Below are 21,015 nucleotides of genomic sequence, written 5' to 3'. Positions count from 1 at the left end.
CTGGTCAGTCAAGGCGAGACGATGGGAGTGTGTCGAATATGCTTTCAGGCATGAGGCAAGTGTCTGGGGATATCACCGCAGGTCAGCAGGGTCATGCTAACTGAGCGGCATCTGCAGATCTTCATCGCGCTCGCCGAGGAACAGCACTTCGGTGACGCGGCACGAGTGGTTGGGATCACCCAGCCACCGCTGTCGCAGGGCCTGCGCCGGCTGGAGGCGCTGGTCGGCGCGAAGCTGTTCGAGCGTGGGCCGGGTGGGGTTGAGCTGACCCCAGCCGGTACGGCGCTCCTCCCGTTCGCGCGCCGCGCCCTCACCTCGATCGAGGAACTCCACCAGGCGGCGGTTGCGCGCGATCCGGAAGGACCGGAGATCCGCCTCGGGCTCACCCCTGAGGTCCCCCCAGCCGCCGGCGCCGCCCTGGCGGCCGCCTGCAGTGCCGCTCTCCCCGGCAGCCGAGTAACAGTCGTCACCGCCCCCACCAGCTCCCTGGTCGGTCAAGTCTCGGCGGGCCGACTGACGCTAGCTGTCGTCCTCCACCCCACCGTCCTCGACGGCCTGGAGGCAGGGCCAGTCCAACTGCTACCCACCTGGGCGCTAGTACCCTCCGGCCTCGTCACTGATGCTGCCGAGCTGAAGCAGTTGCGAGGGGTGGCTGTGGCGGTGCGGCCACGGGCGGAGGCGCCGGCGGCCCGGGATCTGTTCCTGGACACGCTGGCACTGCATCGCCCGGACGGCGGAACCGTGGTCGTGACGGATGAACGGGCCGGGCTTGCGATGGCGGCCGCCGGGCAGGCAGTCGTGGTGACGGCGGATCCGTCGCTTGTCGCGCCGGGAGTCGATCGCGTGCGGTTGGCTGGTGATCCGCTGCCCGTGCGGTTGCGCTTGGTGTGGTCGCACGGGCGGACGCCGTTCGACGATCCCGGGCGGCTGACCGAGGCGTTGGTGACGCCGTGAACGCCCGGATTCGCGCGGTCTTCGAGGACGCCGGTGTCCGCGGCTGGTTGCACGCGGTCGCCCTCGATGCGCCCGACTCGACGGTCTCCCTCGACGCCGATGCCGTCGTACCGATGGCGTCCGTCTACAAGCTTCCGTTGCTGGCCGGCTTCTGCCGTCTCGTCGACGAGGGTGAGCTCGACCCTCGCCAGCAGGTGACCCTGGAGCCTTCAGTGAGAACACCTGGCCCGACCGGACTGTCGGTGCTCGCCGACCCCGTCACGATGTCGCTCCGCGATCTCGCCGTCATGATGATGACCGTCTCCGACAACGCCGCCGCTGATGCGCTGCTCACGGTCATCGGCCTCGAGCGGCTCGCCGAGTTGCTGGAATCCTTCGGCCTGCAACGAACCTCGGTACGACGGGGGACCGCGGACAACCTCCGCGACCTGCAACGCCGTACCGGACTGGACGATCCGGACGCGGCCCTCGCCGTACTGGCTGACAACAACCGGACCACGCCGGACGGCGTCTACGAGGCCGCCAACGCCTCCGCGAGCACGCCGCGCGACATGACGTTGCTGCTCAGCCGGCTCTGGGCGGGCGAACTGCTCTCCGCCGCCCAGACCGACTTCGTGAAGGCCGCGATGCATCGGCAGATCTTCCAGCACCGGTTGGCCTCCGCCTTCCCGCACGACGGCATCCGGGTCGCCGGCAAGACCGGTACCTTCGGCGCCCTCCGGCACGAGGTCGGCGTCGTCACCCTCCCGGCCGGCGACGCCTATGCCGTCGCGATCTTCACCCTCACCGCCCGCGTCGACTCTCGCCAGCCGCGCGCCGACGCCGCGATCGGGCTCGCCGCCCAATACGCGGTCAACGAGCTCAGATAACGGCGTACGCCTCGATCTCGACCAGTGCTTCAGGACGGAACAGCCCAACAACCTGTACGGCGGTGCTCGCGGGCGGGTTGGCGGTGTCGACGTACTGGTCGCGGACCTGGCGAATCGCCGGCAGCCCGGTGATGTCGGTCAGGAACAGATTGAGCTTCACAACGTTCGCCCACGTCGCGCCCGCGGCCTTCAGCGCGGCGTCCAGGTTGGCGAACACCTGCCGCGTCTGTGCCTCCAGATCGCCTTCACCGACAAGGTTGCCGTCCGCATCGAGCGCGACCTGACCAGCGATCGCCACCCACTGCCCGGCCCCGGTCACCACATGGCTGTAGCCATTGCCCGGCGCAACACCCTCCGGCTGGGGATACTCCAACTTGCTCATCGATCCTCCATCAAACGGTGATCTTCGGTTGCCCTCTCGCAGCCTAGGCTCACGGACGTGAAGATCCCCAGGCTGGTCATCGCGTTGGTGATGCTGATGGCATCCTCTTTGGTAGCAACGGCATCCGCCACGACATTCCTTCCGGTCGATCCGGGCGCGGCGGGGAAGTACCAGGTCGAGATCAGCGAGTACAACCTGGGCGATCGGGTCGTCGACATCTCGGCGTTCAAGATCAAGAGCGAACTGGTCGGCCGGGTCTACACACCGGTCGGTGCGACCGGGCGGCGGCCGCTGGTGCTGTTCCTGCACGGGATCCACGAGACCTGCTACGCGAAGAACGTCGACCCGGGGGATGTGCTGGAGTGGCCGTGCCCGAAGGGGACCAAGCCGCTCCCGAGCTACCGCGGGTACGACGCGCCGGCCAAGGCGCTCGCCAGTCACGGCTACCAGGTGGTGTCGATCAGCGCGAACGCGATCAACCTCGCCGACTTCGACACCCAGCTGACGGGATCACTCGCTCGCGCGCAGTTGGTGATCGCACACCTCAAGCTCTGGCAGCGCTGGTCCACGCATGGTGACGGCCCGTTCGGCCGCAAGTACGTCGGCAAGGTCGACCTGCAGCGCGTCGGTCTGATGGGCCACTCGCGCGGGGGCGAGGGCGTCGCGCGAGCCGTCCAACTCAACGCCGACCTGGGGGAACCGTTCGGTATTCGGGCCGTGCTGCTGCTCGCACCCGGCGGCTTCCTGCGACCGAACCTGCCGGGCGTCGCGTTGAACGTGATCCTGCCGTACTGCGACGGCGACGTCAGCGATCTGATCGGACAGAAGTACTACGACGACTCGCGGTACTCGATGTCGGGTGATCCGGCGGCGCGCTCCGTGGTGCTGATGATGGGGGCCAACCACAACTTCTTCAACACCGAGTGGACGCCGGGTCGTTCGGTCGCGCAGTCCAAGGACGACTGGACCGCTGACGACGCGACCTGTGGCAAGAAGGCGAAGTCCCGGCTCACCGCGGTCGAGCAGGAAGCGGCCGGAAGGGCTTATCTGGCTGGGTTCTTCCGGCTCGAACTCGGTGGTGAGACCGCACTCCTGCCGTTGCTGGATGGTTCAAACACTCGCGCCCGCTCGGCCGGCCGCGCCGTCACCTCGGTGGTCGCTCAGTCGCCAGACCGGTACGACGTCGCACACCTCGACACGCTGAACGGCGTACTGGCTGGTGCTGCTCGTGCCCGGATCTGCTCACAGGACTGTGTACGCAACGGTTATGGGCGGCTGCCGCATTGGACCGCCATGCCACCGGCCGAGTCGACGCCGAACCTGCAGGTCACGGAGCTGACCTGGACCGGAACGAGCGGGCGACTTCGCTTCGATCTTGGACATCACGACGTGCGCCGGTACTCGACCTTGTCGTTGCGGGCGGCAACTGAACGTGCCACGGAGTTGTCGGTCCGGTTGACGGATGGGCGTGGGCACGCGGCCAGTGTTCCGGTCTCCTTACGCCCGCTGCCAGGTCAGGTGGCCGACCTGCTGCCGAAGGTGCTGCTGCAGACCGTCCGGATCCCGTTGGCCGGGCTGCGGATCGATCTGGGTGACGTGCGATCAGTGGAGTTCCGAACGGATCAGGTCACGCGCGGAACGGCGTACCTGGCTGATCTGTCGTTCTCGAAGCCTGCGCTGAGCCACTGGCGGCCGCGGATGCTGCCCGTGTTGTCCGTCGCGGACGTCGACATGGCCGAGGGCGACGCGGGGCCGCGGTCGGCCGACTTCCGCGTGCAGCTGTCGCGGATCAGCCCGCGGCCGGTGACGTTCTGGGCGGAGAGTTCGGGTGACACAACGGCCGTGACACGACCGTTCCGCGGGCTGGTGACGATCCCGGCGGGCCGCCGTACGGCGACAGTCAGGGTGCCGGTCTCGCCGAACAAGCGGGACGGGGACGACGACGAGTTCATCCTGGTGCTGTCGAAGTCGACGAACGCGATGATCGGCCGCTCACTGGCCAACGGAATCGTGCGCGACGACGATCCGACCCCCGTGCTGACGATCGGGCCGGGCGTCGGTACCGAAGGCCGAGGCGGTGTGGTGTTCCCGATGAAGCTGTCCGCGCCGTCGGACCGGGTCGTCACTCTGACGGCCGAACTCCGCAGCGGTACGGCGAAACTCGGCACCGACTTCCTCACCCCGGACGGTGGGCTCTACCCGCAGCTCGACGAAGGCCGCACCACCGGACAGTTCGTCGTACCGATCAAGGACGACAAACTCCGCGAGAAGGCCGAGACGTTCACCGTGGTCATCGCGGCCGCGGACGGCGCCGTACTGAAGGTCCCGTATCGGGTGACCGGCACCATCCGCGACAACGACTAGCTCAGCCTGACGTGGGCAATCCGGTGGTCGGCGATGAGGCCAGCGCGGAGTGCCAGCGGCGGGGGACCCGACCGGCCAGCCGGGCGTTGCGGCCGGCGGTGACGGCGTCGCGCATGGCGGCTGCCATCAGGGCCGGCTTCTCGGCGCGGGTGACCGGGGTTGCCAACATGACCGCGGCACAGCCGAGCTCCATCGCCAGCGCGGCGTCGCTCGCCGTACCGATGCCGGCGTCGACGATGACCGGGACGTTCGCCGCCTCGGCGATCAGCGCGATGTTGTGCGGGTTGCGGATGCCGAGGGCGGAGCCGATCGGCGCGGCCAACGGCATCACGGCCGCACAACCGGCCTGCTCGAGACGGCGAGCCAGGATCGGGTCGTCGTTGGTGTAGGGGAGCACGGTGAAGCCGTCGGCGACCAGGGTCTCCACGGCGTCCAGCAGCTCGAACGGATCGGGCAGCAACAGGTGGTCGTCGGCAACGACCTCGACCTTGATCAGGTCGGTCCCGAGCGCCTCACGCGCCAGCCGCGCGGTCAGCACGGCCTCCGCCGCGGTGTGACAGCCGGCCGTGTTCGGCAGGATCTCGATGCCGTGCCGCTTCAGCACATCGAGCACCGAACCCTCGTGCCCGGTCCCCAGCCGGCGCATCGCGACCGTGGTCAACTGGGTGCCAGAGGCAATCAATGCCTCTTCCATCACTTCCAGGTTGGCCGAACCGCCGGTTCCCATGATGAGTCGCGAGGAATACGTGCGGCCGCCCAGCTCGAAGGGGTCGTCCATCTCAGCCTCCCTGGACCGCGCCGACGATCTCGACCCGGTCACCCGCCGTCAGGATCGTGGCGGCCCACTCGTCGCGGGTCAGCACACTCTGGTTCACCGCGACCGCGATCCCGGTCTGCCGATCCGACATCTCCCGGACCAGCTCCGCGACCGACATCCCCGGTCCGCTGGTGGTCGCCGTACCGTTCACCCACACAGCGTGCTCAGCCGGCAACTCGTCGTACTGGGTCATGCGTCCTCCCTCCGTCGGAATTACCCGATTCAGGTTCAGCGGTCGGCGACGCCCTCTCTGTCGCCCTCTCAGCCCACTCCGGTGCGAGCTCCCGCGGTCTGCGTTCGACTTTAGTTCCCTGTCAGCAAAGTGGCCAACTCTGTCGGCCTGTAGAGCACTTGCTTGCCGGCTCGCTGCGGTTCGACCAGGCCGGTACGGCGGAGCAGCTGGAGGTGCTGACTGACCGCTGACGGGGTGACTTGGAGCTCGGCGGCGACATCGGTGGTGGTGCGCGGGTGGGTGAGGAGCTGCAGGATGCGGGCGCGCGCCGTACCGATGAGTTGAGCGAGGTCTTGTGGGGTGGGCGGGTCGACGACCGTCCAGAGGTTGGCCTGGCCGCGCGGTGGGTAGCCGAGGAACGGTTCGGCGCCGGGGTCGTACGGGATGACGGCGTGTGGGCCGAACAGGGTCGGCTGCAGGACCAGGCCGCGGCCGGCGACCTTCTCCGAGCGGCTGTTGAGGCTCACCTTGTCGACCTTCAGAAGCCCTTGGCTGTAAGAGATTGCGGGGCCGAGCTCGTTGAGCATCGCGCCCGTGCCTTGCTGGGTGAGGACGTGACCGCGGTAGGTGATGTCGGCGGACAGGATGGTTCGCATCCGGTTCCAGTACGGCGCCATCACCGTCTGCCAGTAGTCGTCGAGCGCTCGGGTCACCTTCGCTGGTGTCAGCCCTGGGGGCAGCTCGCCGTTCACTGCTGCGAGCTGCCTCTCGAACGTGTCCTGATCGACTTTGCCTATGAGCTGGAGTTCATCAGCGAACTGGGTGAGCGGGGAGGTCGGCCTGGGCGTCAGGAAATCCGGGCTGCCCATCGTGTCGTTGACCAGGCAGCTCAGGACCGTCCAGTCCAGGTCGGTCAGGAGCGGTTGGACCGCGCGCACCCACGGCAGCTGCAACGGAAACCGACCGGGGTCCCGCAGCGCCCGCAGACTCAGCACAGTCTCCGCTGCAGGCGACAGCGCGAACCGGACCTCCTCCAGGTCCCTGGACGTCAGTTCATAGGTCAGCACACCCTCATTACATCCCGCTACTCACAGCCGATGCCGTCGTGGTCGGCGTCCAGGCGATAGATGTCGGACCCAGTGACGGTCACCGGACCATCGACGTACTCGGGTCCGTTCCCGCTCCCGCCGGAGCAGTCGACGTCGCTCGCGATCGGTACGCAGCCGCTGTAGTTCGGGTCGCAACCGCCGCTATCTGATTTTTCTTCAACCTTGGTTCCAACGGCGGTGACCTGGGACCGCGGCTCCTTGGTGACCTCTTGGCGGACGAGCTTCTTCGCCGTCTGCTTCCCGTCGACATACGTGATGCGGTACGTCGACTGCCGGGTCCCGTTGATTCCCGTCGTACGGATCGTGCGCTCGCCCTTCGGCAACTCGCTGTCCGTGACCGTCTTCTTCTTGAACGGGATCACGCTGGTGACGGTCACCGACTTCGTGGTCGTCACCGGTACGACGACTTTCGGCTTGGCTGGTGTGGTCACCGGCGTTGGTGTCGGTGATGCCGCTGGAGGTTCGCTCGGCGGCACGGTCACCGTCTGCGTGATCACCCCGCCGGCGACGGCGACCGGTTCGGTGGAGTCCGCCGTACCGCATCCAGCTCCGGCGACGAGCACAACGACAGCAACAAAGGCAGTGCGCAACACAGTTCCCCCCAACCCGCCGTCGGTTCCCCCCGCGGCAGGATTGTCAGCGCCCGGACCACCCAGGGCGAGCACCCTGCATATCACTCAGAGTGAGCCCACGACCAGACCTCGACGCTCCTTACCCGGCCGTAGCCCCAACCCCGGCCAGCGCCGCGAACACAATCCCCGCGACAAGTCCCACACTCCCCACCACGATCAACGGCCCCGCACTGATCGGCGGCTCCGGCACCTCCTGCCGAAACACCCCGAACAACCGCTCCTCAGACGGCCGAACCTCCCGCAACAACACCGCCGACGGATGCGACCGCGCCCCCACGCTCTCCAGCGACTCTACCGCCGCCCGCGCAGCCTCCACCGCGGCCCGCACCACCGCCACGATCACCACCACCGACGCGACCGTCAGCACCCCGATCAGCGCCGCCGTAGTCTGCGCCATCCCCACCTCGGCCGCCTCCGGCGCCAACGCCTTCCGCAGCGCCTGAACCGACCAGAACCCGAAGAACCCCAACACCCCCGCCGCAAGCCCGACCCCCGCCACAACCCCCGTCAACGGATTCTGCGCCCGCACCGCCGCCGCGAACCCCCGCGCATCCCGCGCCAGATCCCCCGCATCCCGAACCAGCCCCTCGAACCCGGCCAACGCCTCCGCCCGAGCCCGCAAAGTCACCCCGATCACGATCCGATCGGCCAGCCCCATCGACGAAGACTGCTCAACAATCTCCCGCCAGGCCCCCACGACCTCCCCGTGAGCCCCCACCACCTCGGCCCGCTCAACAACCCCCATAACGCCCCCTAGCCCCAGCCCCCCGGCGCAAACTAGTACTCGTCTGACCCCGACAGTACGCCTCACCACCCCCTTCCAACACCCGTCAACCCACCCCACCGCCCCCACCCCACCCCCAAACCTGCAACACTTGTCCCCAACCCCTCACCACCGGGGCCTCTAGCTCAATTGGCAGAGCAGCGGACTTTTAATCCGCGGGTTGTGGGTTCGAGTCCCACGGGGCCTACCAAAAAGGACGTCGACCGCACGTAAAGGACGCCGCTCCGCGGCGGCTCAGTCTTGGCGCCTCCGGCGCGCCTGCCCACCGAGGGGCTCGCCAGACCTGGCTCGGCGGCGGACAGGCGGCTTGGCGTACACCCGGCGTGCTCCGCAGCTGCTACTTCGTCGCTCCGCTCCTCAACGCGCCCGCTCCGCGCGCACCCACCCACCCCCGGCTGATCTCCGTCTTCCCCCTGCGGGCTTACCGCCCGCTCCACGCGCTAGCGCGACCGAGCCCGCGGTGGCTCGTCGCCGACGTACGGGCTCAATGTGCTCGGGGCCGAGCATCAGGCGATCTTCGTGGCACCGGAACCCTGTCCGTCTCGCGATCAGGCGGTGGCCGGGTGATGCGCCTCGTGGGCGGTGACGACCTTTGGGCCGAGCACGGCACTCTCACGCAAGATTCGGCAGCGCAGGCTCACGGACGAGTCTGCGGGTCTGGAACCGATGTCGCGGCGGGCGAAATCGAGCCCGTCGACGCTGGCCGACGAGGTCAGGCAACAGCGATCGGGTCCGGGCTGCACTCGAGTAGTCCGGGCTCGGCTTCGGCCTGATCAGGGGGGCACGCCGTGGACCTGGGGCCGGTACCGTCGATTGCGTTCCTGGGCCGGATCTTCCGCCAAGACGGCTGCGGGTTCGGCCATCCAGCCCCGAACGTCTGCTGGCAACTCGACGCCACCGGATATGTCCTCGACCGCGGCTGGGAATTTCACTTGTGCGGCGCGAGTCGCTCGCCGTACCGATGTGGAGCTTGGCGTTGCCTCGCCCGATTCGCAGGCGGTGCGGATCGGGCGAGGCGAGGGCGCTACGCCGATGTCTCTGTGTCGCGCTGCCAGGCAGAGCTCTGGCAGGTGGGCACGCGACCTTAGCTTGATGAATGACACCGGACACAACGGCCGCAGCATCACCACACCAGTTCGCGATCTGCCTACTTGATGGGCATTGTCCCGCAGACGTTGCCGCCCAACTGGGTGAAGCTGCCGTTCTTGTTCTTCGCCCAGAATTGCAGGCAGATCAGCTCGCCGTCGGCGAAGTCCTTGTTGACCTCGAAGCGGTGCTCGGTTTCGTCCTTCACCGTGTCACCGGTCCGCTTGAATCCGCGCGGACCGAAGATCTGAAAGAACCCTTCTTTGGCGAGACCGTCGTAACGCACTCCGAGCACGGAGTCGACGTGGTGGTTCTTGCCGTACATGGTGTTGCACAGCGACTGATCCTTGTTGCAGGCTCCGGCGCGGCCGGCAGACGCCGGCGCGGTCATTGCCACGGCGATCGCTGCGGTGACGCCGACTGTTGCCACACCGCGATACACGTGTCGGACAAGGCTCATGTGTTCCTCCACTCAGCGGCTCCGGCCGGTCCGGGACCCATCGTGGACATTACGCCAGGTAGCACCGTCTGAACGGTGAAAGTGCTTGCAGCAAAGTGCAAATTTCGTCCGCGCCGTCTCGTTGCGCGCGGCAACCAACAGTCCGACGGCAGATGCCTGCTGGGGTTACAGCGTGACGTCGGGGACTTCGAAGGTTTGGATGGTGTTGGGTTCGAACCAGGACCAGAAGCGGGTGCCGTGCATGGTGGTGTCCTGGTGGGGGGTGTAGCGGTCGGTGGCGTTGGGTGCGGTGGACCAGCGGGGGATGGGGGCGGCGTCGGTGGAGGGTTTGGTGAACTTCGACAGGTCGAAGTCCAGGTAGGCGGCGGCGCCGTAGTTGATGGCGACGATGGTTAGTTTGCGGGTGGTGGGGTCGTAGGCGGCGATGGTGTTGGGGTTGCCGGCGTCGAGGATGCGCATGCCGGGGCGGATGTGGCGGGTGTACTGGGCTAGGACGTAGTACTTGGGGTTGGGGGCGCCGGTGGTGTTGTTGCCGTTGTCTTGGATGAGGCCCCAGCCGCCGCCGTCGACGACTTGCCAGTAGACCCAGGCGGTTGGGTGCAGCCAGCGGAAGTCGAGGTTGAGGTTGCTGGCCAGGGAGAGTCCGGAGGCGTCGCCCTCGCCGTACTCGGAGTTCCAGATCTTGCGGCCGGCGGACTTGGCGGCGGCGTACAGGAGGTCGCGGCGGCCGCCGCCGCCTTGGTAGCCGTGGACGTTGATGCGGGCGACGTTGTTGCGGGTGGTGCTGTCGAAGCTGTTCCAGGTCGCGAGGGCGGCGTCGTAGGTGTTGCAGTCGGAGGCGGCGATCGGCATCCAGCCGAGGTCGCGGGCGTTCAGTTCGGCGCGCAGGGCGTTGATGACCGGGCGCTGGGTGGCCGGTTCGAAGTGGCAGCCCTCTTGGGTGCCGTCGGCCTTCCACCAGTTGCCGTCGGGTTCGTTGAAGGGTTCGACCGAGGCGAAGTCGACGCCCCAGTGGTCGTGCGCGTAGCGGGCGATGGTGGCGAGGTACACGGCGTGCTGCTGGTGGTTCCAGGTCTGCAGGTTGTCACCGCCGCTCGCTGAGCCGGAGGGGTTGTGGTTCTGGCACATCCACCACATCGGCGAGTTCGAGAAGAGCTCGATCCGGTTCACGCCCCGGTCGCGCGCCTTCCACATCATGGTGCGCTGCGCGCTGTCGACGTACCAGTTCCAGCTTGTCGACGACGGATCCGAGCTGAACCAGTCGAGCCAGTACCCGTCCATCTGCCGCGGGTCGCCGATGTTCGGCGAGCGAACCATCGACTCCCCGTTGATCGGCTGCGTCGAACACGCGCCCGCGTTGTAGCGCGCGATCGTCAGCCCGAGTCCGGGTAGCGTCGTGCCCTGGTAGTTGACGTTGTTCCGCGTGAAGAAGACATCGGCCAGGTCGTCGCGGTTCCCGTGCGCCTTCCCCCACCAGCACAGCGACGTCCCCCACCCCTCCCACGCACCCCAGTCGACGCGCGGGTCGATCGTCGCGACAGCGGCCGAAGCGGTCGAGGTCTGTCCCAGTACGGCGGCGCTCAGCGGCGCGGCGACGATCGAGCCCAGCACGGTACGACGGCGCATGGCGTTCCTCCAGGGGGCGGTCCGGTAGGTAGCTACCAGCGACGATAACCGCACCGAACGGAGTTGCCCACCCGCACAACGGCCGTCAGCGCCCGCGCAGCGGAGGCAGGGTCGGCGCGGGGTGGTGCATGAGTACCAGGTCGTCGTCACGGATGACCAGATCGGCCAGGCGGTACCTGAGCTCAGGATCGTCGTACGGCGCGAGTGTCCACTCGGTCGGTTGGTTGTCCTTCAACTGGTAGACGTCGGCCTTCGAGGTCAGATGCGGAGCGATCGTGCCGGTGGTGCTGACGGTGGCGTTGGCGGGGATGCGGTTGACCAGCCGGTCCGCGGCGGCCGCGAACTCTGCAGGCTTGCCGGGGCCTTTCGGAATCGCGGACTGCAGGAAGAAGGAAAAGCAGACGACCGACAGGCCAGCAGCGAAGAGTGGCAGGAGGAGCCGACGTCGACGACCCACCAGATGCGGCCGAAGTAACGTGAGCCCGTGGATCATGGCGCAGAACACGATCGGCATCAGGACGGCGTCATAGTGGAACGACGGAATCCAGTAGAGCACGTTCGTGCTACCCAGCCGCCACGCCAGCGTCGGTAGCAGAAGCAGTACGAGCGGCGATCGGAGTGCCACGAAAAGCGTTGGTAGCAAGAGAAGTGCGACCAGCCAGAGCTTGTCCAAGGAAAACATCGCGCCGTTCAAAGCGGGCTCCGCGCCCTGGAGACCACCCTTGCCGAAGTAGCGATAGTTGTCATAGGCACTGAATGCCGGGACGATCACCAGCACACTCAGAAGCGACGCCGCGGTCCCGCCGACCGCCGTCCACACCCCGAGCCGCCGGGTCGCCGGACGCAACGCGATCAGAAACCCCAGTACGGCGAGCGTCAGCCCAAGGTCCTCCTTGACCAGCACCAACGGCGCCGCGATCGCGACCGCCCGCCCGGCACGGCCCTGCAGAAACTCGACCAGCGCGAACGCGAGCAGCGGTACGGCGAACGCGATCTCGTGGAAGTCGAACGTGATCGCGTGCAGCAGCCCCCAGGAGAAGCCGTAGCAGACTCCGATCACCACGCCGATCCGCGGGCCGAGCGTCGTACAGGCGAGGCGGGTGATCGGGTAGATCGAGGCGGCGAAGAACAGCGCCTGCGCGACCAGCAGCGTCTCGGCCATCGGGAAGAGCCGGTAGACCGGAGCCAGGACGGCGAGAATCGGGTGGAAGTGGTCGCCGAGCAGGATCAGCTGCGGATCACGGATCGTGGACACCGGCAGGTGGCCGTGCGCGTAGCTGCGCAACGCCTGGTCGAAGATGCCGAGATCGAAGGCCCCGGTCCGGTACGACCAGTGCTGCATCAGCACGAACCAGGTGTAGAAGGCCGCAAAACCACCGGCCAGTACGGCAGCCGGCCACGGCCGCGCCCGTTGTGGCGCAAGAGGTGCGGAGACCCGGGCGAAGCGATCGGCGAGGAGCAGCATCATGCCCCGGAGTATGGAAACGTGTTGCCCAAGGCAACCTGAAGCAAGCTGAAGAGTTCTTCAGGCTGAGCTGGAAAACGTGCGAACCTGGTCTCGTGCGGTTACTGGTGGTGGAAGACGAGCAACGACTCGCGGCGGCGGTGAAGTGGGGACTGGAGTCCCACGGCTTCACCGTGGACGTCGTGCACACCGGCCCGGACGCGCTGTGGGCCGCCGAGGAGAACGAGTACGCCGCGATCATCCTCGATGTGATGCTGCCCGGCCTGAACGGATTCCGCGTCTGCGCGAGCCTCCGCCGGACCGGAATCACCACTCCGATCATGATGCTGACCGCCAAGGACGGCGAGTACGACCAGGCCGAGGGCCTGGACACCGGCGCCGACGACTACCTGACCAAACCCTTCTCGTACGTCGTTCTGGTCGCGCGGATCCGCGCGTTGTTGCGGCGCAGCGGTTCGGTCCGCGCCGAGCTCGAGGTCGGCGACCTGGTGATCGACCCGGCCGCCCGGAGCTGCCGGCGCGGCGACTCCCCGATCGAGCTGACCGCCCGCGAGTTCGCGATCCTGGAGTGTCTGATCCGGCGCCGCGACGTGGTCGTCACGAAACGCGAGATCCTCGAGCAGGTCTGGGACACCCACTACGACGGCGACGTGAACGTGGTCGAGGTCCACATCAGCGCGCTCCGCCGCAAGATCGACCAGCCGTTCGGCCGCAAGACGCTCGAGACTGTCCGCGGTATGGGTTATCGCCTCACCGGGAGCACTCATGTTTAAGCTCTCGACCGCCGCCCGGGTGACGATCGTCGCCGGTGTGATCGGCACGCTGCTGGCCGGCGGGTTCGCGTACTGGATCCGCCACGAGGTCTACGCCTCGCGGTACGAGGTCATGCAGAAGCGCGCCCGCCAGGCGCTCAACATGATCGTGGGCAACATGGAGGCGACGAACACCAAGGCGGGAACCCCCGTGGGGGTCCAGTATCCGAGTACCGATGAGCAGTACGAGATCATCGACAACGCCGGCCGGGTAGTGGAGTCCGGCGGCCTGGTGAGGCTCTTCCAACGCGAACGCCCGCTGCAGCCAGTGCCCGCACCCGCGGAGGAGTCGGAGTGGCTCGGTCGCCACTACGCGACTTTGGGCACACTCGACGCCGAGGCTCAGCGGCTGGAGCGGGAGACATGCGAGGCCCAGGTGAACGCTGAGGAGTGCGCGCTCGTCGAGAGAATGGCCGGCCAACGCGTCGAGATCTATCGCAGGGTTCGGTCGCTGAACGACTACAAGTACAGGAGAGTCCCCACTCCGGCCAGCGCCGCCGCCGACCGGCGTTCCGTAGCGGTGGCGATCTTCGTGCTGCCGTTCGAGGCCGAGGAGGCGGTCGCTGAGGTGGACGCGGTGCTGAAACCGGCGCTGCCGCTGGCGGTCCTCCTGATCATGCTCGGCGCCTACGTCGGGACGCGCACTGCACTGCGACCGGTCGAACGGATGCGAGCTCAAGCCGCCGCGATCAGTCAGCACAACCTGCACGAACGCGTCCCTGTGCCGCCGACCGGCGACGTGATAGCCCGGCTGGCGACGACCCTGAATGAGACGCTGGGCCGTCTGGGAACCGCGGCCGACCAGCAGCGTGGCTTCGTCGCCGACGCGGCGCACGAGCTCCGCAGTCCGATCGCCAGCCTCCGCGCCATCCTCGAAGTCGCCAACGAGCACCCCGACCGAGCCGACTGGCCGCAGGTGAGCACCACCGCCATCGCAGAGACCAAGCGTCTGCAAAAGTTGGCCGACGACCTACTCCTCGTCGCGAGACTCGACGCCGAGCCCAGCACGACCGCCCAACCCGTAGACCTAGCCGAGCTCGTACGACGCCACCTCGCGGCGCGCGTGGACGAGGGGCCGGCCCTCACCTTCGACGCCCCTGAATCCGTCATGATGACCGGCGATCCCGCCCAGCTGGATCGGCTGGTCCGCAACCTCGTCGACAATGCGATCCGGCACACCCACACCATCGTTGCCGTCAGTATCGATCACCAGGACGCAAGCGTCGTACTGCACATCGACGACGACGGCGATGGAATCCCAGCAGCCGACAGGGAGCGCGTCTTCGAGCGGTTCACCCGGCTGGACGAAGCCCGCAGCCGCGATGCCGGTGGCGCCGGCCTCGGCCTGGCGATCGCTCGGGAGATCGCACTCCGCCATAACGGGACCCTCACAGTGTCCGAGGCTCCCGGTGGCGGAGCGCGATTCACGTTCAGGTGTGGTCCTGGATCCGCTCCGGCGTGATGCGGATGACGACTCGCTCGACCTCGGGCGGGAAGACGCCGAACTCGGCGTCGGCGTCGGGGCCCGCGTACTTGCTAGCCAGTTCTCGTACCAGTCGGCGGTCCTTGTCCGGGGTGATGGTGGCGCGGCCGCGGAGTTCGACGTAACGCATCGGGTCGGCGCGGTCGATGACGAGCAGGCTGGTGCGCGGGTCGGCGACGAGGTTGCGGGTCTTGAGGTAGGCGGCGTCGGAGGAGATCTGTACGGCGTCGCCGTCGCGGCCGACCCAGACGACCGTGTTCCGGGGTGCGCCGGTGGCGTCGAGGGTGGTGAGGACGCCGACGTTGGTGTCGTCGAGCAGGGCACGAGCGGCTTCGGAGAGTTCGGCAGGCATGGGTCGAGGCTAAGCGCCGAAGAGGCGACTGCCCGGAAGGGCTCGATGGGCGGACGACAGGGCGACTGTCGGCGGGTGCTGGGAGACTCGGGAGCATGCGTTGGGATCGAGCGGTGCTGTTCAAGCTGGCGACGAATGAGCGACTCGAGCAGGTGGTGAAGGGGCTGCCGGGTGGCGAGGAGCAGGCCTGGCGGGCGGCGTCCCGGTACGTCGCGGGGCGGACGCGCGATGAGGCCTTAGAAGTAGCCGAAGGGCAGTCAGCGCTCGGCCACGGCGTCAGCATTGATCTGTTCGGTGAGCTGTCGGAGGATCCCGCGGATGCGGATCGGGTGGTCGATGAGTATCTGGAGCTGGCCGAGCTGACGACGGCGTGGCTGTCACTGGATCTCTCGCACCTGGCCGTGGATGTCGATCCAGCCGGTGCGGCCGATCGCGTAGAGCGGATTGCCGCGGCGCTGCCGAGCGGGCGCAGGCTGCAGATCGGCGCCGAGGACACCGCGCGGACCGACCGGATTCGTGAGTGTGTGCTGGAGGTTGCAGGTCGTGGGTTGGCCGATCGCCTCGGCGCGACGGTGCAGGCCAACCTGGAGCGGTCGCCCGATGACATCGACGCGCTGGCCGAGGCCGGCGTACAGATCAGGTTGGTGAAGGGCGCGTACGTCGAGCCGTCCGGAGCGCACCCGTACGGCGAGCCGACGGACGTCGCGTATCTGCGACTGGCCCATCAGCTCGCCGAGCGTGGTGCCGACTGGTCACTCGCGACGCACGACGGGCGTCTCCGGGAGGCCGTTTTGCTTGCCTTGGGCAAGGTTCCGATCGAGCAGTTGCTCGGGATCCGGCCCGGCGTACTCGCCGACCTGCGCGAGCGCCAGATCCCCGCCCGCGTCTACATCCCCTACGGCCCGTCCTGGTTCCGCTACTGGCTTCGTCGCGTCGCTGAGTCCCGCGGGGCGTAGCAAGAGCTCTGTGGAACTCGGTTCCGAAAAATCCCATGCCAGCCACTAGCTGATGGGTAAGCGTTTGCCCTACGGTGAGCTCGCGTACGCGGACAGTTACCGCCCCGACTTTCCGATGAGGTATAGCGATGAGAATTCTGCGCGTTGTGTGTGCCGCGGCCCTGCTGACGCTGGTGAGTCCGCTGGCTGCTCAGGCCCAGGTCGAGCCCGGTGGATGGACGTCGTACTCGCCGTCGTTCACCGAGCAGGAGCGCGGGTGTGGGCAGATCAGTGGGCTGAACTTCCAGCTCACCTGTTCCACCGGCAGTGGTGATCAGCGGGCCGAGCGCCGGTACGCCACGTACTCGAGCGGGACCCGGCAGTTCGAGGGGTCGTTCCGGATCACGTCGATGACGGGGACCCGGATCAGCCTGAAGCAGACGTTCAACGAGAGCGCGGCCGGTCCGTACTTCATGCTCGCGGTCGAGCGTGGCGGCCGGCTCTACCGGGTCGGCGGCGACACGATCGCCACTGGTGCGACGGTCGGTACGACGGTTCGCGTGAACACCGTGCACGTGGTCGGCAGCCAGCACCGGACCTACATCAACGGCTCGCTCAAGCACACGATGTCGAGCCCGGGTGGCAGCTTCTACGACAAGTTCGGCACCTACCGGACCGACAGCGGTTCCGGTCCGATTCAGGCGACCTGGAGCGGTGTGCAGTTCTGGCGGAAGTAGATGCGTCGTCTCGGCCTCGGTCTGGCTGCTCTTCTGGTGCTGACCGGCTGCGGCCAGCACCAGAAGGGGTTCGAGCTGTCCGCGAACCTGGTCGCCGACGACGTCACCCTGAACTGGTCAGGCGCGCCGGCCGACGCGGCGTACCTGATGGTCGAGTACGCGACGGAAGAGGCCGGGCCCTACATCATCCTCGACTTCCTGCCGCCGTCGCAGCACACCTTCGAGCATCCCGACTTGATGCCGGGGACAACCTTCTACTACCGGGTCACACCCCTCACCGCCCCGGCGGGTGAGCCCGCGAAAGCCCAGCCCCACAAGGAAGACATCCAACTCACCTGGCACGACACCAGCGTCGACGAAGACGGTTACCTCCTGGAACGCCGGACCGAGGCGCAACCAGTCCAAGTAGCCGCCTACCTGGACCCCAACACCACCTCGTTCGACCTTCCCCTACTCCCCACCGACAAGCCCGCGACCTACTACCCCCGCCCCTTCCGTCGCGGCGCCTCCAGTCCCATCACCCACGAGACCACTCCGCCCGAGTAGGTCGCCCTAGGCGGACCGCCAGCACTCATCAACTCGTGGGTGAGCCGCTTGAAGGGGAGACGCTGAGCGTGAGGCGCCTGAGTGAGGTGGAGTTAGTGAGTGGCGGCGGTCCGCCCCGCGCGGACATCTGTGGAGTCGCGCGGCCATGGAGCAGCACTCAGCTTCCACAGAGCTCGCGCGAGGTTTTCCCAAATCGCTTTGGGGAGGATGTCGGACCGATTCGGTGGGTGGATCCTCCCCGGTCGACCCTTCCGTAGCAGCAAACTCTCCCCGAACCGGTTTGGGGAGGATTGTCGGCGTTGTGCACGGGTCGACCATTCCTGTCGCTGGGGAAACGGTTGGTGGGTGCACAAGGTGGCCGCGAGGTGTTGGGCGAGGCGACGGCGCGGACGACGTACGACGGCATAGGTGGTGGTGGTTAGGACGGCCAGGAGGGGGAGCGGCCTAGGAGGGCGACGATGCGGTCGAGGTGGTTGGGGCCGGGCCACTCGATGTCTGGGGCGAAGGCGGCGCCGGGGGTGCGGCGGGCGTCGCCGGTGGGGACGAGTTGGGCTACTGACCAGGCTGCATCGAGGACGTCTTGGGTGAAGTCGACGGTGGTGCCGAGGGACTTGGCGAGGTCCCAGCTGTGGACGACGTAGTCGATGAAGTGGAAGCTGATGGCTTGGTGGCCGGGGACCTTGACGTCGGGGCCGAACTCGGGGAGCGGGAAGATGCGCTCGGTCACGCCTTCTTCGGCGAAGGCTTCGAGGACGTGTTCGGCGGAGTCTAGGTAGGCCTGGACGGGGTCGTCGCCGAGGTCGCGGAGCTTCCAGAGCTCGGGGTTGCCGTCGCCGCGGGAGGCTGCGGCGAAACCGTAGTGTTGCGTGGCCATGTGGGCGAGCAGGCCGTAGATGGTCCAGGCCCGGCAGGGGGTCGGTTTGCTCAGGTCGGCGTCGGTGACGCCGGCGGCGAGTTCGATGCTCGCGGTCACGGCGCGGCGGTCGAGGGCGACGAAATCAATGGTAGGCATGTGTTGATGATAAGCGCCTGCATATGATTGCGCCAGTGGTAGTTTCCGGGCATGGACGAGCGCCCGGATCTTGCCGCGATGCTGTACCCGTTGGTGCGGGTGCTGATCGCTGCCGAGACGCCGATCCTCGCCGCGCATGACCTCTCGATGTGGGGTTACTCGGTGCTGACCGCGCTGGACGAGACGCCGGTGCGCACGCAGGCGGCGCTGGCCGAGGCGATCGGTGCGGACAAATCCCGGATCATCGGCACGCTCGACGAGTTGCAGTCGGCCGAGCTGATCGAGCGGACGCCCGATCCCGATGATCGCCGGGTCCGGCTGCTGTCGATCACGGCCAAGGGGCGCCGGGTGCGGCGTGCGGTCCGGAAAAGCATTCGCGCCTACGAGGAGGAGTTGCTCGGCACGCTGCCGGCCGCCGATCGGGAGACCTTTGTCAGGTCATTGAGAGCTCTACAACAGTAGACCGCTTCAGTGCAACCGATTCGGCCTGTGACGTACAGGTCGCTGTGAGTTGAACCAAATGAGCCGGGGATCCGTTCGCATGGACAAGTCCCCAAACCGCCCCTTGAGGAGTGAGGCTCATGCAGGTCCTGGAGCGTTATCAGTCACAGGTCATCGGAATCTTCCGGATCGTGGTCGGATTTCTGTTCGCGTGTCACGGTGCCGCGGCACTGTTCGGCATCCTCGGCACCAAGCAGGTCGAGGCGTTCGTCTGGCCGTCGTGGTGGGCGTCGGCGATCCAGCTCGTCGGTGGTGCGCTGGTCGCGATCGGGCTCGGCACCCGGTACGCCGCGTTGCTCTCGTCCGGCTCGATGGCGTTCGCCTACTTCACCGTGCACCAGGTGGATGCTTTGCTGCCCGTGCAGAATGGTGGCGAGAAAGCGGCGCTGTTCTGCTTCGCCTTCCTGCTGATCGCGTTTCTCGGTAACGGCGCCTGGGCGCTGGAGCGGAGCGCGCCGGCTCAGCAGCGGCAGACCGCGGCCGTAGCCACCGAGTGATGTGAACCCGTGCCCGACAGAGCAGGAGCCCCGATGGCCGACGACCGGGCCGCGATGCTGCGCGAGCTGCACGATGTGCATGCTCCCGCGCTGTGGCGGTTCGTGGTGCGGCTGACCGGCGACGACCGACTGGCCGAGGACGTCGTCCAGGAAACCCTGCTCCGGGCATGGCGGCGGCCGCAGATCCTGACCGAGGACGAAGCGGGGGCCCGGGCCTGGCTGTTCACGGTGGCGCGCAATCTCGTCATCGACGACCGGCGCAGTGCCCGGGTCAACCGTGAGGTGGCCAGCGGCGACCTGCCGGAGCATCCCAGTACCGACCATGCGAACGCCGTACTGGATGCCTGGCTGGTGGCCGAGTCGCTGGCCTTGTTGTCGGAAGAGCATCGGCAGGTGATCGTCCGGGCCTACTACGGGCGCCGGACGGTCACCGACATCGCCGAGGAGTTGGACATCCCGTCGGGCACCGTGAAGTCGCGGCTGCACTACGGGCTGCGGGCCCTCAAGCTCGCACTGCAGGAGAAGGGGGTGACGAGTCAGTGAGTGACAAGTACCGGGAGTGGGACGCGGCGTATCTGGTGGGTGCGCTGCCGGCCACAGACCGGCGGGAGTACGAGAAACACCTGGCGACGTGTGCCGAGTGCTCGGAGGCGGTGGCGGGGCTGACCGCCGTACCGGCTGCGCTGGCCGCGTTGCCGAGTGATCAGGCGCTGGTGACGGTCGCCACGACCACGCCGAACCTGCTGCCCGGCCTGGCGCGCAAAGTGCAGGAGGATCGACGGCGTCGGCGCTTCCGCGTCGGCGGGATGGTTGCCGCGGTGGCGGCGGTGTCGATCGGGATCGGCGCGGTGATCGCGGTACCGCTGGTTCAGGACAAGCCGCAGGGCGACTACGTCGTGCTCGCGCAGACCGTGGCGAGCAAGCTGTCCGCGGACGCCCGGCTGGTGCCGGAGCGCTGGGGGACGACGATCGAGATCAGCTGCCGGTACGACGAGCTCGCGACCCCGAGTGAACGGGCCCGAGGCTACGAGTTGTACCTGACTGATGCCTCCGGCAAGGCTCAGTTGCTGGCCACCTGGACGGCCGCCCCCGGTACGACGGTGAAGCCGGCCGCGACGACGAAGTTGCAGCGCGCGGAGATCCGTGCGCTCGACATTCGCAGCTCGGAGACCGGCCGGATCCTGCTCGCCGTGCACTTTTGAGCGTATCTGCCGGATTGGGTTGGCGTTGCGTGCATGAGGCGCTACTGCCGGGGCACCTGATGACCACGAGCCGCCGGTCGCGCGCGAGGCCGACGATTCAGGCCCCGGTGTTCAGGGATGAGTGCACCGGGGCCGCCCCCTGTCCGGACCGGTCCAGTACGGAACTCCGGAAACACCCGGAAGAATTTTTCCTGATTCCTGTAACACTCGCGCCGTCA

23 protein-coding genes, 1 tRNA gene and 1 riboswitch are annotated in these 21,015 nt (G+C 67.5%); of the genes, 13 read left to right on the top strand and 11 right to left on the bottom strand.

Annotated elements, in window-relative coordinates:
- The first annotated feature begins 93 nt into the window (after positions 1 to 93).
- Together ACIA49_RS39515 and ACIA49_RS39510 are read left to right on the top strand one after the other, a co-directional pair.
- Positions 94 to 954 carry a LysR family transcriptional regulator gene (locus ACIA49_RS39515; protein ID WP_396383469.1) on the top strand — a complete coding sequence of 287 codons (861 nt, stop codon included), beginning with the start codon at positions 94 to 96 and terminating at the stop codon, positions 952 to 954.
- The gene (locus tag ACIA49_RS39510) at positions 951 to 1,823 is read left to right on the top strand and encodes a serine hydrolase (RefSeq protein WP_396383467.1); all 873 of its coding nucleotides are present in this window, start codon (positions 951 to 953) and stop codon (positions 1,821 to 1,823) included. The genes ACIA49_RS39515 and ACIA49_RS39510 overlap by 4 nt, the downstream gene beginning before the upstream one ends.
- Here ACIA49_RS39510 and ACIA49_RS39505 read toward each other — a convergent pair.
- Positions 1,816 to 2,205, bottom strand: coding sequence for a RidA family protein (locus tag ACIA49_RS39505; RefSeq protein WP_396383466.1), 390 nt, complete (start codon positions 2,203 to 2,205; stop codon positions 1,816 to 1,818). The genes ACIA49_RS39510 and ACIA49_RS39505 overlap by 8 nt on opposite strands.
- Positions 2,206 to 2,262: 57 nt before the next feature.
- Here ACIA49_RS39505 and ACIA49_RS39500 point away from each other — a divergent pair, with 57 nt between their 5' ends.
- Entirely contained in the window at positions 2,263 to 4,569 is a 2,307-nt protein-coding gene (locus tag ACIA49_RS39500) for a Calx-beta domain-containing protein (RefSeq protein ID WP_396383465.1), read from the top strand.
- 1 nt (position 4,570) lies between these two features.
- Here ACIA49_RS39500 and ACIA49_RS39495 read toward each other — a convergent pair whose 3' ends face one another.
- From ACIA49_RS39495 to ACIA49_RS39475, 5 genes are all read right to left on the bottom strand, one after another.
- A complete protein-coding gene (locus tag ACIA49_RS39495; RefSeq protein WP_396383464.1) occupies positions 4,571 to 5,347 on the bottom strand; it encodes a thiazole synthase in 777 nt (258 codons plus the stop codon).
- Between the two features lies 1 nt (position 5,348).
- Complete coding sequence (thiS, locus tag ACIA49_RS39490) at positions 5,349 to 5,579, bottom strand: sulfur carrier protein ThiS (RefSeq protein WP_391542402.1); 231 nt, start codon at positions 5,577 to 5,579, stop codon at positions 5,349 to 5,351.
- Positions 5,569 to 5,684, bottom strand: a riboswitch (TPP riboswitch). (Overlaps the previous gene by 11 nt.)
- Before the next feature lie 5 nt (positions 5,685 to 5,689).
- Positions 5,690 to 6,625 (bottom strand): DUF5937 family protein, encoded by a 936-nt coding sequence (locus tag ACIA49_RS39485; RefSeq protein WP_396383462.1) that lies wholly within the window; start codon positions 6,623 to 6,625, stop codon positions 5,690 to 5,692.
- 17 nt (positions 6,626 to 6,642) lie between these two features.
- Positions 6,643 to 7,257 (bottom strand): G5 domain-containing protein, encoded by a 615-nt coding sequence (locus ACIA49_RS39480; protein ID WP_396383460.1) that lies wholly within the window; start codon positions 7,255 to 7,257, stop codon positions 6,643 to 6,645.
- Between the two features lie 121 nt (positions 7,258 to 7,378).
- Positions 7,379 to 7,957, bottom strand: a complete 579-nt coding sequence (locus ACIA49_RS39475; protein ID WP_396383458.1) for a hypothetical protein — start codon at positions 7,955 to 7,957, stop codon at positions 7,379 to 7,381.
- A gap of 240 nt (positions 7,958 to 8,197) precedes the next feature.
- Here ACIA49_RS39475 and ACIA49_RS39470 point away from each other — a divergent pair.
- Positions 8,198 to 8,273 (top strand) — tRNA-Lys (locus tag ACIA49_RS39470).
- 957 nt (positions 8,274 to 9,230) lie between these two features.
- Here ACIA49_RS39470 and ACIA49_RS39465 read toward each other — a convergent pair.
- The 3 genes from ACIA49_RS39465 to ACIA49_RS39455 form a co-directional block, all read right to left on the bottom strand.
- The gene (locus ACIA49_RS39465) at positions 9,231 to 9,629 is read right to left on the bottom strand and encodes a hypothetical protein (RefSeq protein ID WP_396383457.1); all 399 of its coding nucleotides are present in this window, start codon (positions 9,627 to 9,629) and stop codon (positions 9,231 to 9,233) included.
- Positions 9,630 to 9,794: 165 nt separating this feature from the next.
- Positions 9,795 to 11,255: a glycoside hydrolase gene (locus ACIA49_RS39460; RefSeq protein WP_396383456.1), complete on the bottom strand. Its 1,461-nt coding sequence runs from the start codon at positions 11,253 to 11,255 to the stop codon at positions 9,795 to 9,797.
- An 85-nt stretch (positions 11,256 to 11,340) separates the two neighbouring features.
- Positions 11,341 to 12,723, bottom strand: a complete 1,383-nt coding sequence (locus ACIA49_RS39455; RefSeq protein WP_396383454.1) for a DUF2079 domain-containing protein — start codon at positions 12,721 to 12,723, stop codon at positions 11,341 to 11,343.
- Between the two features lie 92 nt (positions 12,724 to 12,815).
- On the opposite strand from ACIA49_RS39455, the gene ACIA49_RS39450 reads away from it, so the two are divergent.
- Together ACIA49_RS39450 and ACIA49_RS39445 are read left to right on the top strand one after the other, a co-directional pair.
- Positions 12,816 to 13,493, top strand: a complete 678-nt coding sequence (locus ACIA49_RS39450) for a response regulator transcription factor (protein ID WP_396383452.1) — start codon at positions 12,816 to 12,818, stop codon at positions 13,491 to 13,493.
- Positions 13,486 to 14,994: a sensor histidine kinase gene (locus tag ACIA49_RS39445; RefSeq protein ID WP_396383451.1), complete on the top strand. Its 1,509-nt coding sequence runs from the start codon at positions 13,486 to 13,488 to the stop codon at positions 14,992 to 14,994. Before ACIA49_RS39450 ends, ACIA49_RS39445 begins: the two co-directional genes overlap by 8 nt.
- Here ACIA49_RS39445 and ACIA49_RS39440 read toward each other — a convergent pair.
- Positions 14,963 to 15,367 carry a PPOX class F420-dependent oxidoreductase gene (locus tag ACIA49_RS39440; RefSeq protein WP_396383450.1) on the bottom strand — a complete coding sequence of 135 codons (405 nt, stop codon included), beginning with the start codon at positions 15,365 to 15,367 and terminating at the stop codon, positions 14,963 to 14,965. The two genes, ACIA49_RS39445 and ACIA49_RS39440, sit on opposite strands and share 32 nt — an antisense overlap.
- 95 nt (positions 15,368 to 15,462) lie before the next feature.
- Between ACIA49_RS39440 and ACIA49_RS39435 the strand changes: the two genes are divergently transcribed.
- The 3 genes from ACIA49_RS39435 to ACIA49_RS39425 all read left to right on the top strand — a co-directional run bounded on the left by ACIA49_RS39435 (position 15,463) and on the right by ACIA49_RS39425 (position 17,585).
- Entirely contained in the window at positions 15,463 to 16,323 is an 861-nt protein-coding gene (locus tag ACIA49_RS39435; protein WP_396383449.1) for a proline dehydrogenase family protein, read from the top strand.
- A gap of 128 nt (positions 16,324 to 16,451) precedes the next feature.
- On the top strand, positions 16,452 to 17,039 hold the full coding sequence (locus ACIA49_RS39430) for a hypothetical protein (protein ID WP_396383447.1): 588 nt from the start codon (positions 16,452 to 16,454) through the stop codon (positions 17,037 to 17,039).
- Complete coding sequence (locus ACIA49_RS39425; RefSeq protein ID WP_396383445.1) at positions 17,040 to 17,585, top strand: hypothetical protein; 546 nt, start codon at positions 17,040 to 17,042, stop codon at positions 17,583 to 17,585. It begins immediately after the preceding gene.
- Between the two features lie 418 nt (positions 17,586 to 18,003).
- On the opposite strand, the gene ACIA49_RS39420 is transcribed toward ACIA49_RS39425, so the two are convergent.
- Complete coding sequence (locus ACIA49_RS39420; RefSeq protein ID WP_396383444.1) at positions 18,004 to 18,597, bottom strand: TIGR03086 family metal-binding protein; 594 nt, start codon at positions 18,595 to 18,597, stop codon at positions 18,004 to 18,006.
- Between the two features lie 51 nt (positions 18,598 to 18,648).
- Here ACIA49_RS39420 and ACIA49_RS39415 point away from each other — a divergent pair, with 51 nt between their 5' ends.
- From ACIA49_RS39415 to ACIA49_RS39400, 4 genes are all read left to right on the top strand, one after another.
- The gene (locus ACIA49_RS39415) at positions 18,649 to 19,059 is read left to right on the top strand and encodes a MarR family winged helix-turn-helix transcriptional regulator (RefSeq protein WP_396383443.1); all 411 of its coding nucleotides are present in this window, start codon (positions 18,649 to 18,651) and stop codon (positions 19,057 to 19,059) included.
- Positions 19,060 to 19,178: 119 nt separating this feature from the next.
- Positions 19,179 to 19,595 carry a DoxX family protein gene (locus tag ACIA49_RS39410; protein ID WP_396383441.1) on the top strand — a complete coding sequence of 139 codons (417 nt, stop codon included), beginning with the start codon at positions 19,179 to 19,181 and terminating at the stop codon, positions 19,593 to 19,595.
- 33 nt (positions 19,596 to 19,628) lie between these two features.
- Entirely contained in the window at positions 19,629 to 20,138 is a 510-nt protein-coding gene (locus ACIA49_RS39405) for a sigma-70 family RNA polymerase sigma factor (RefSeq protein ID WP_396383440.1), read from the top strand.
- Positions 20,135 to 20,797, top strand: coding sequence for an anti-sigma factor family protein (locus tag ACIA49_RS39400; RefSeq protein ID WP_396383438.1), 663 nt, complete (start codon positions 20,135 to 20,137; stop codon positions 20,795 to 20,797). The genes ACIA49_RS39405 and ACIA49_RS39400 overlap by 4 nt, the downstream gene beginning before the upstream one ends.
- Positions 20,798 to 21,015: the final 218 nt, after the last annotated feature.

This window comes from Kribbella sp. NPDC051587 (assembly GCF_044453945.1).
Classification (GTDB): Bacteria; Actinomycetota; Actinomycetes; order Propionibacteriales; family Kribbellaceae; genus Kribbella.
This window is presented reverse-complemented; position numbering and strand designations above follow the sequence as displayed.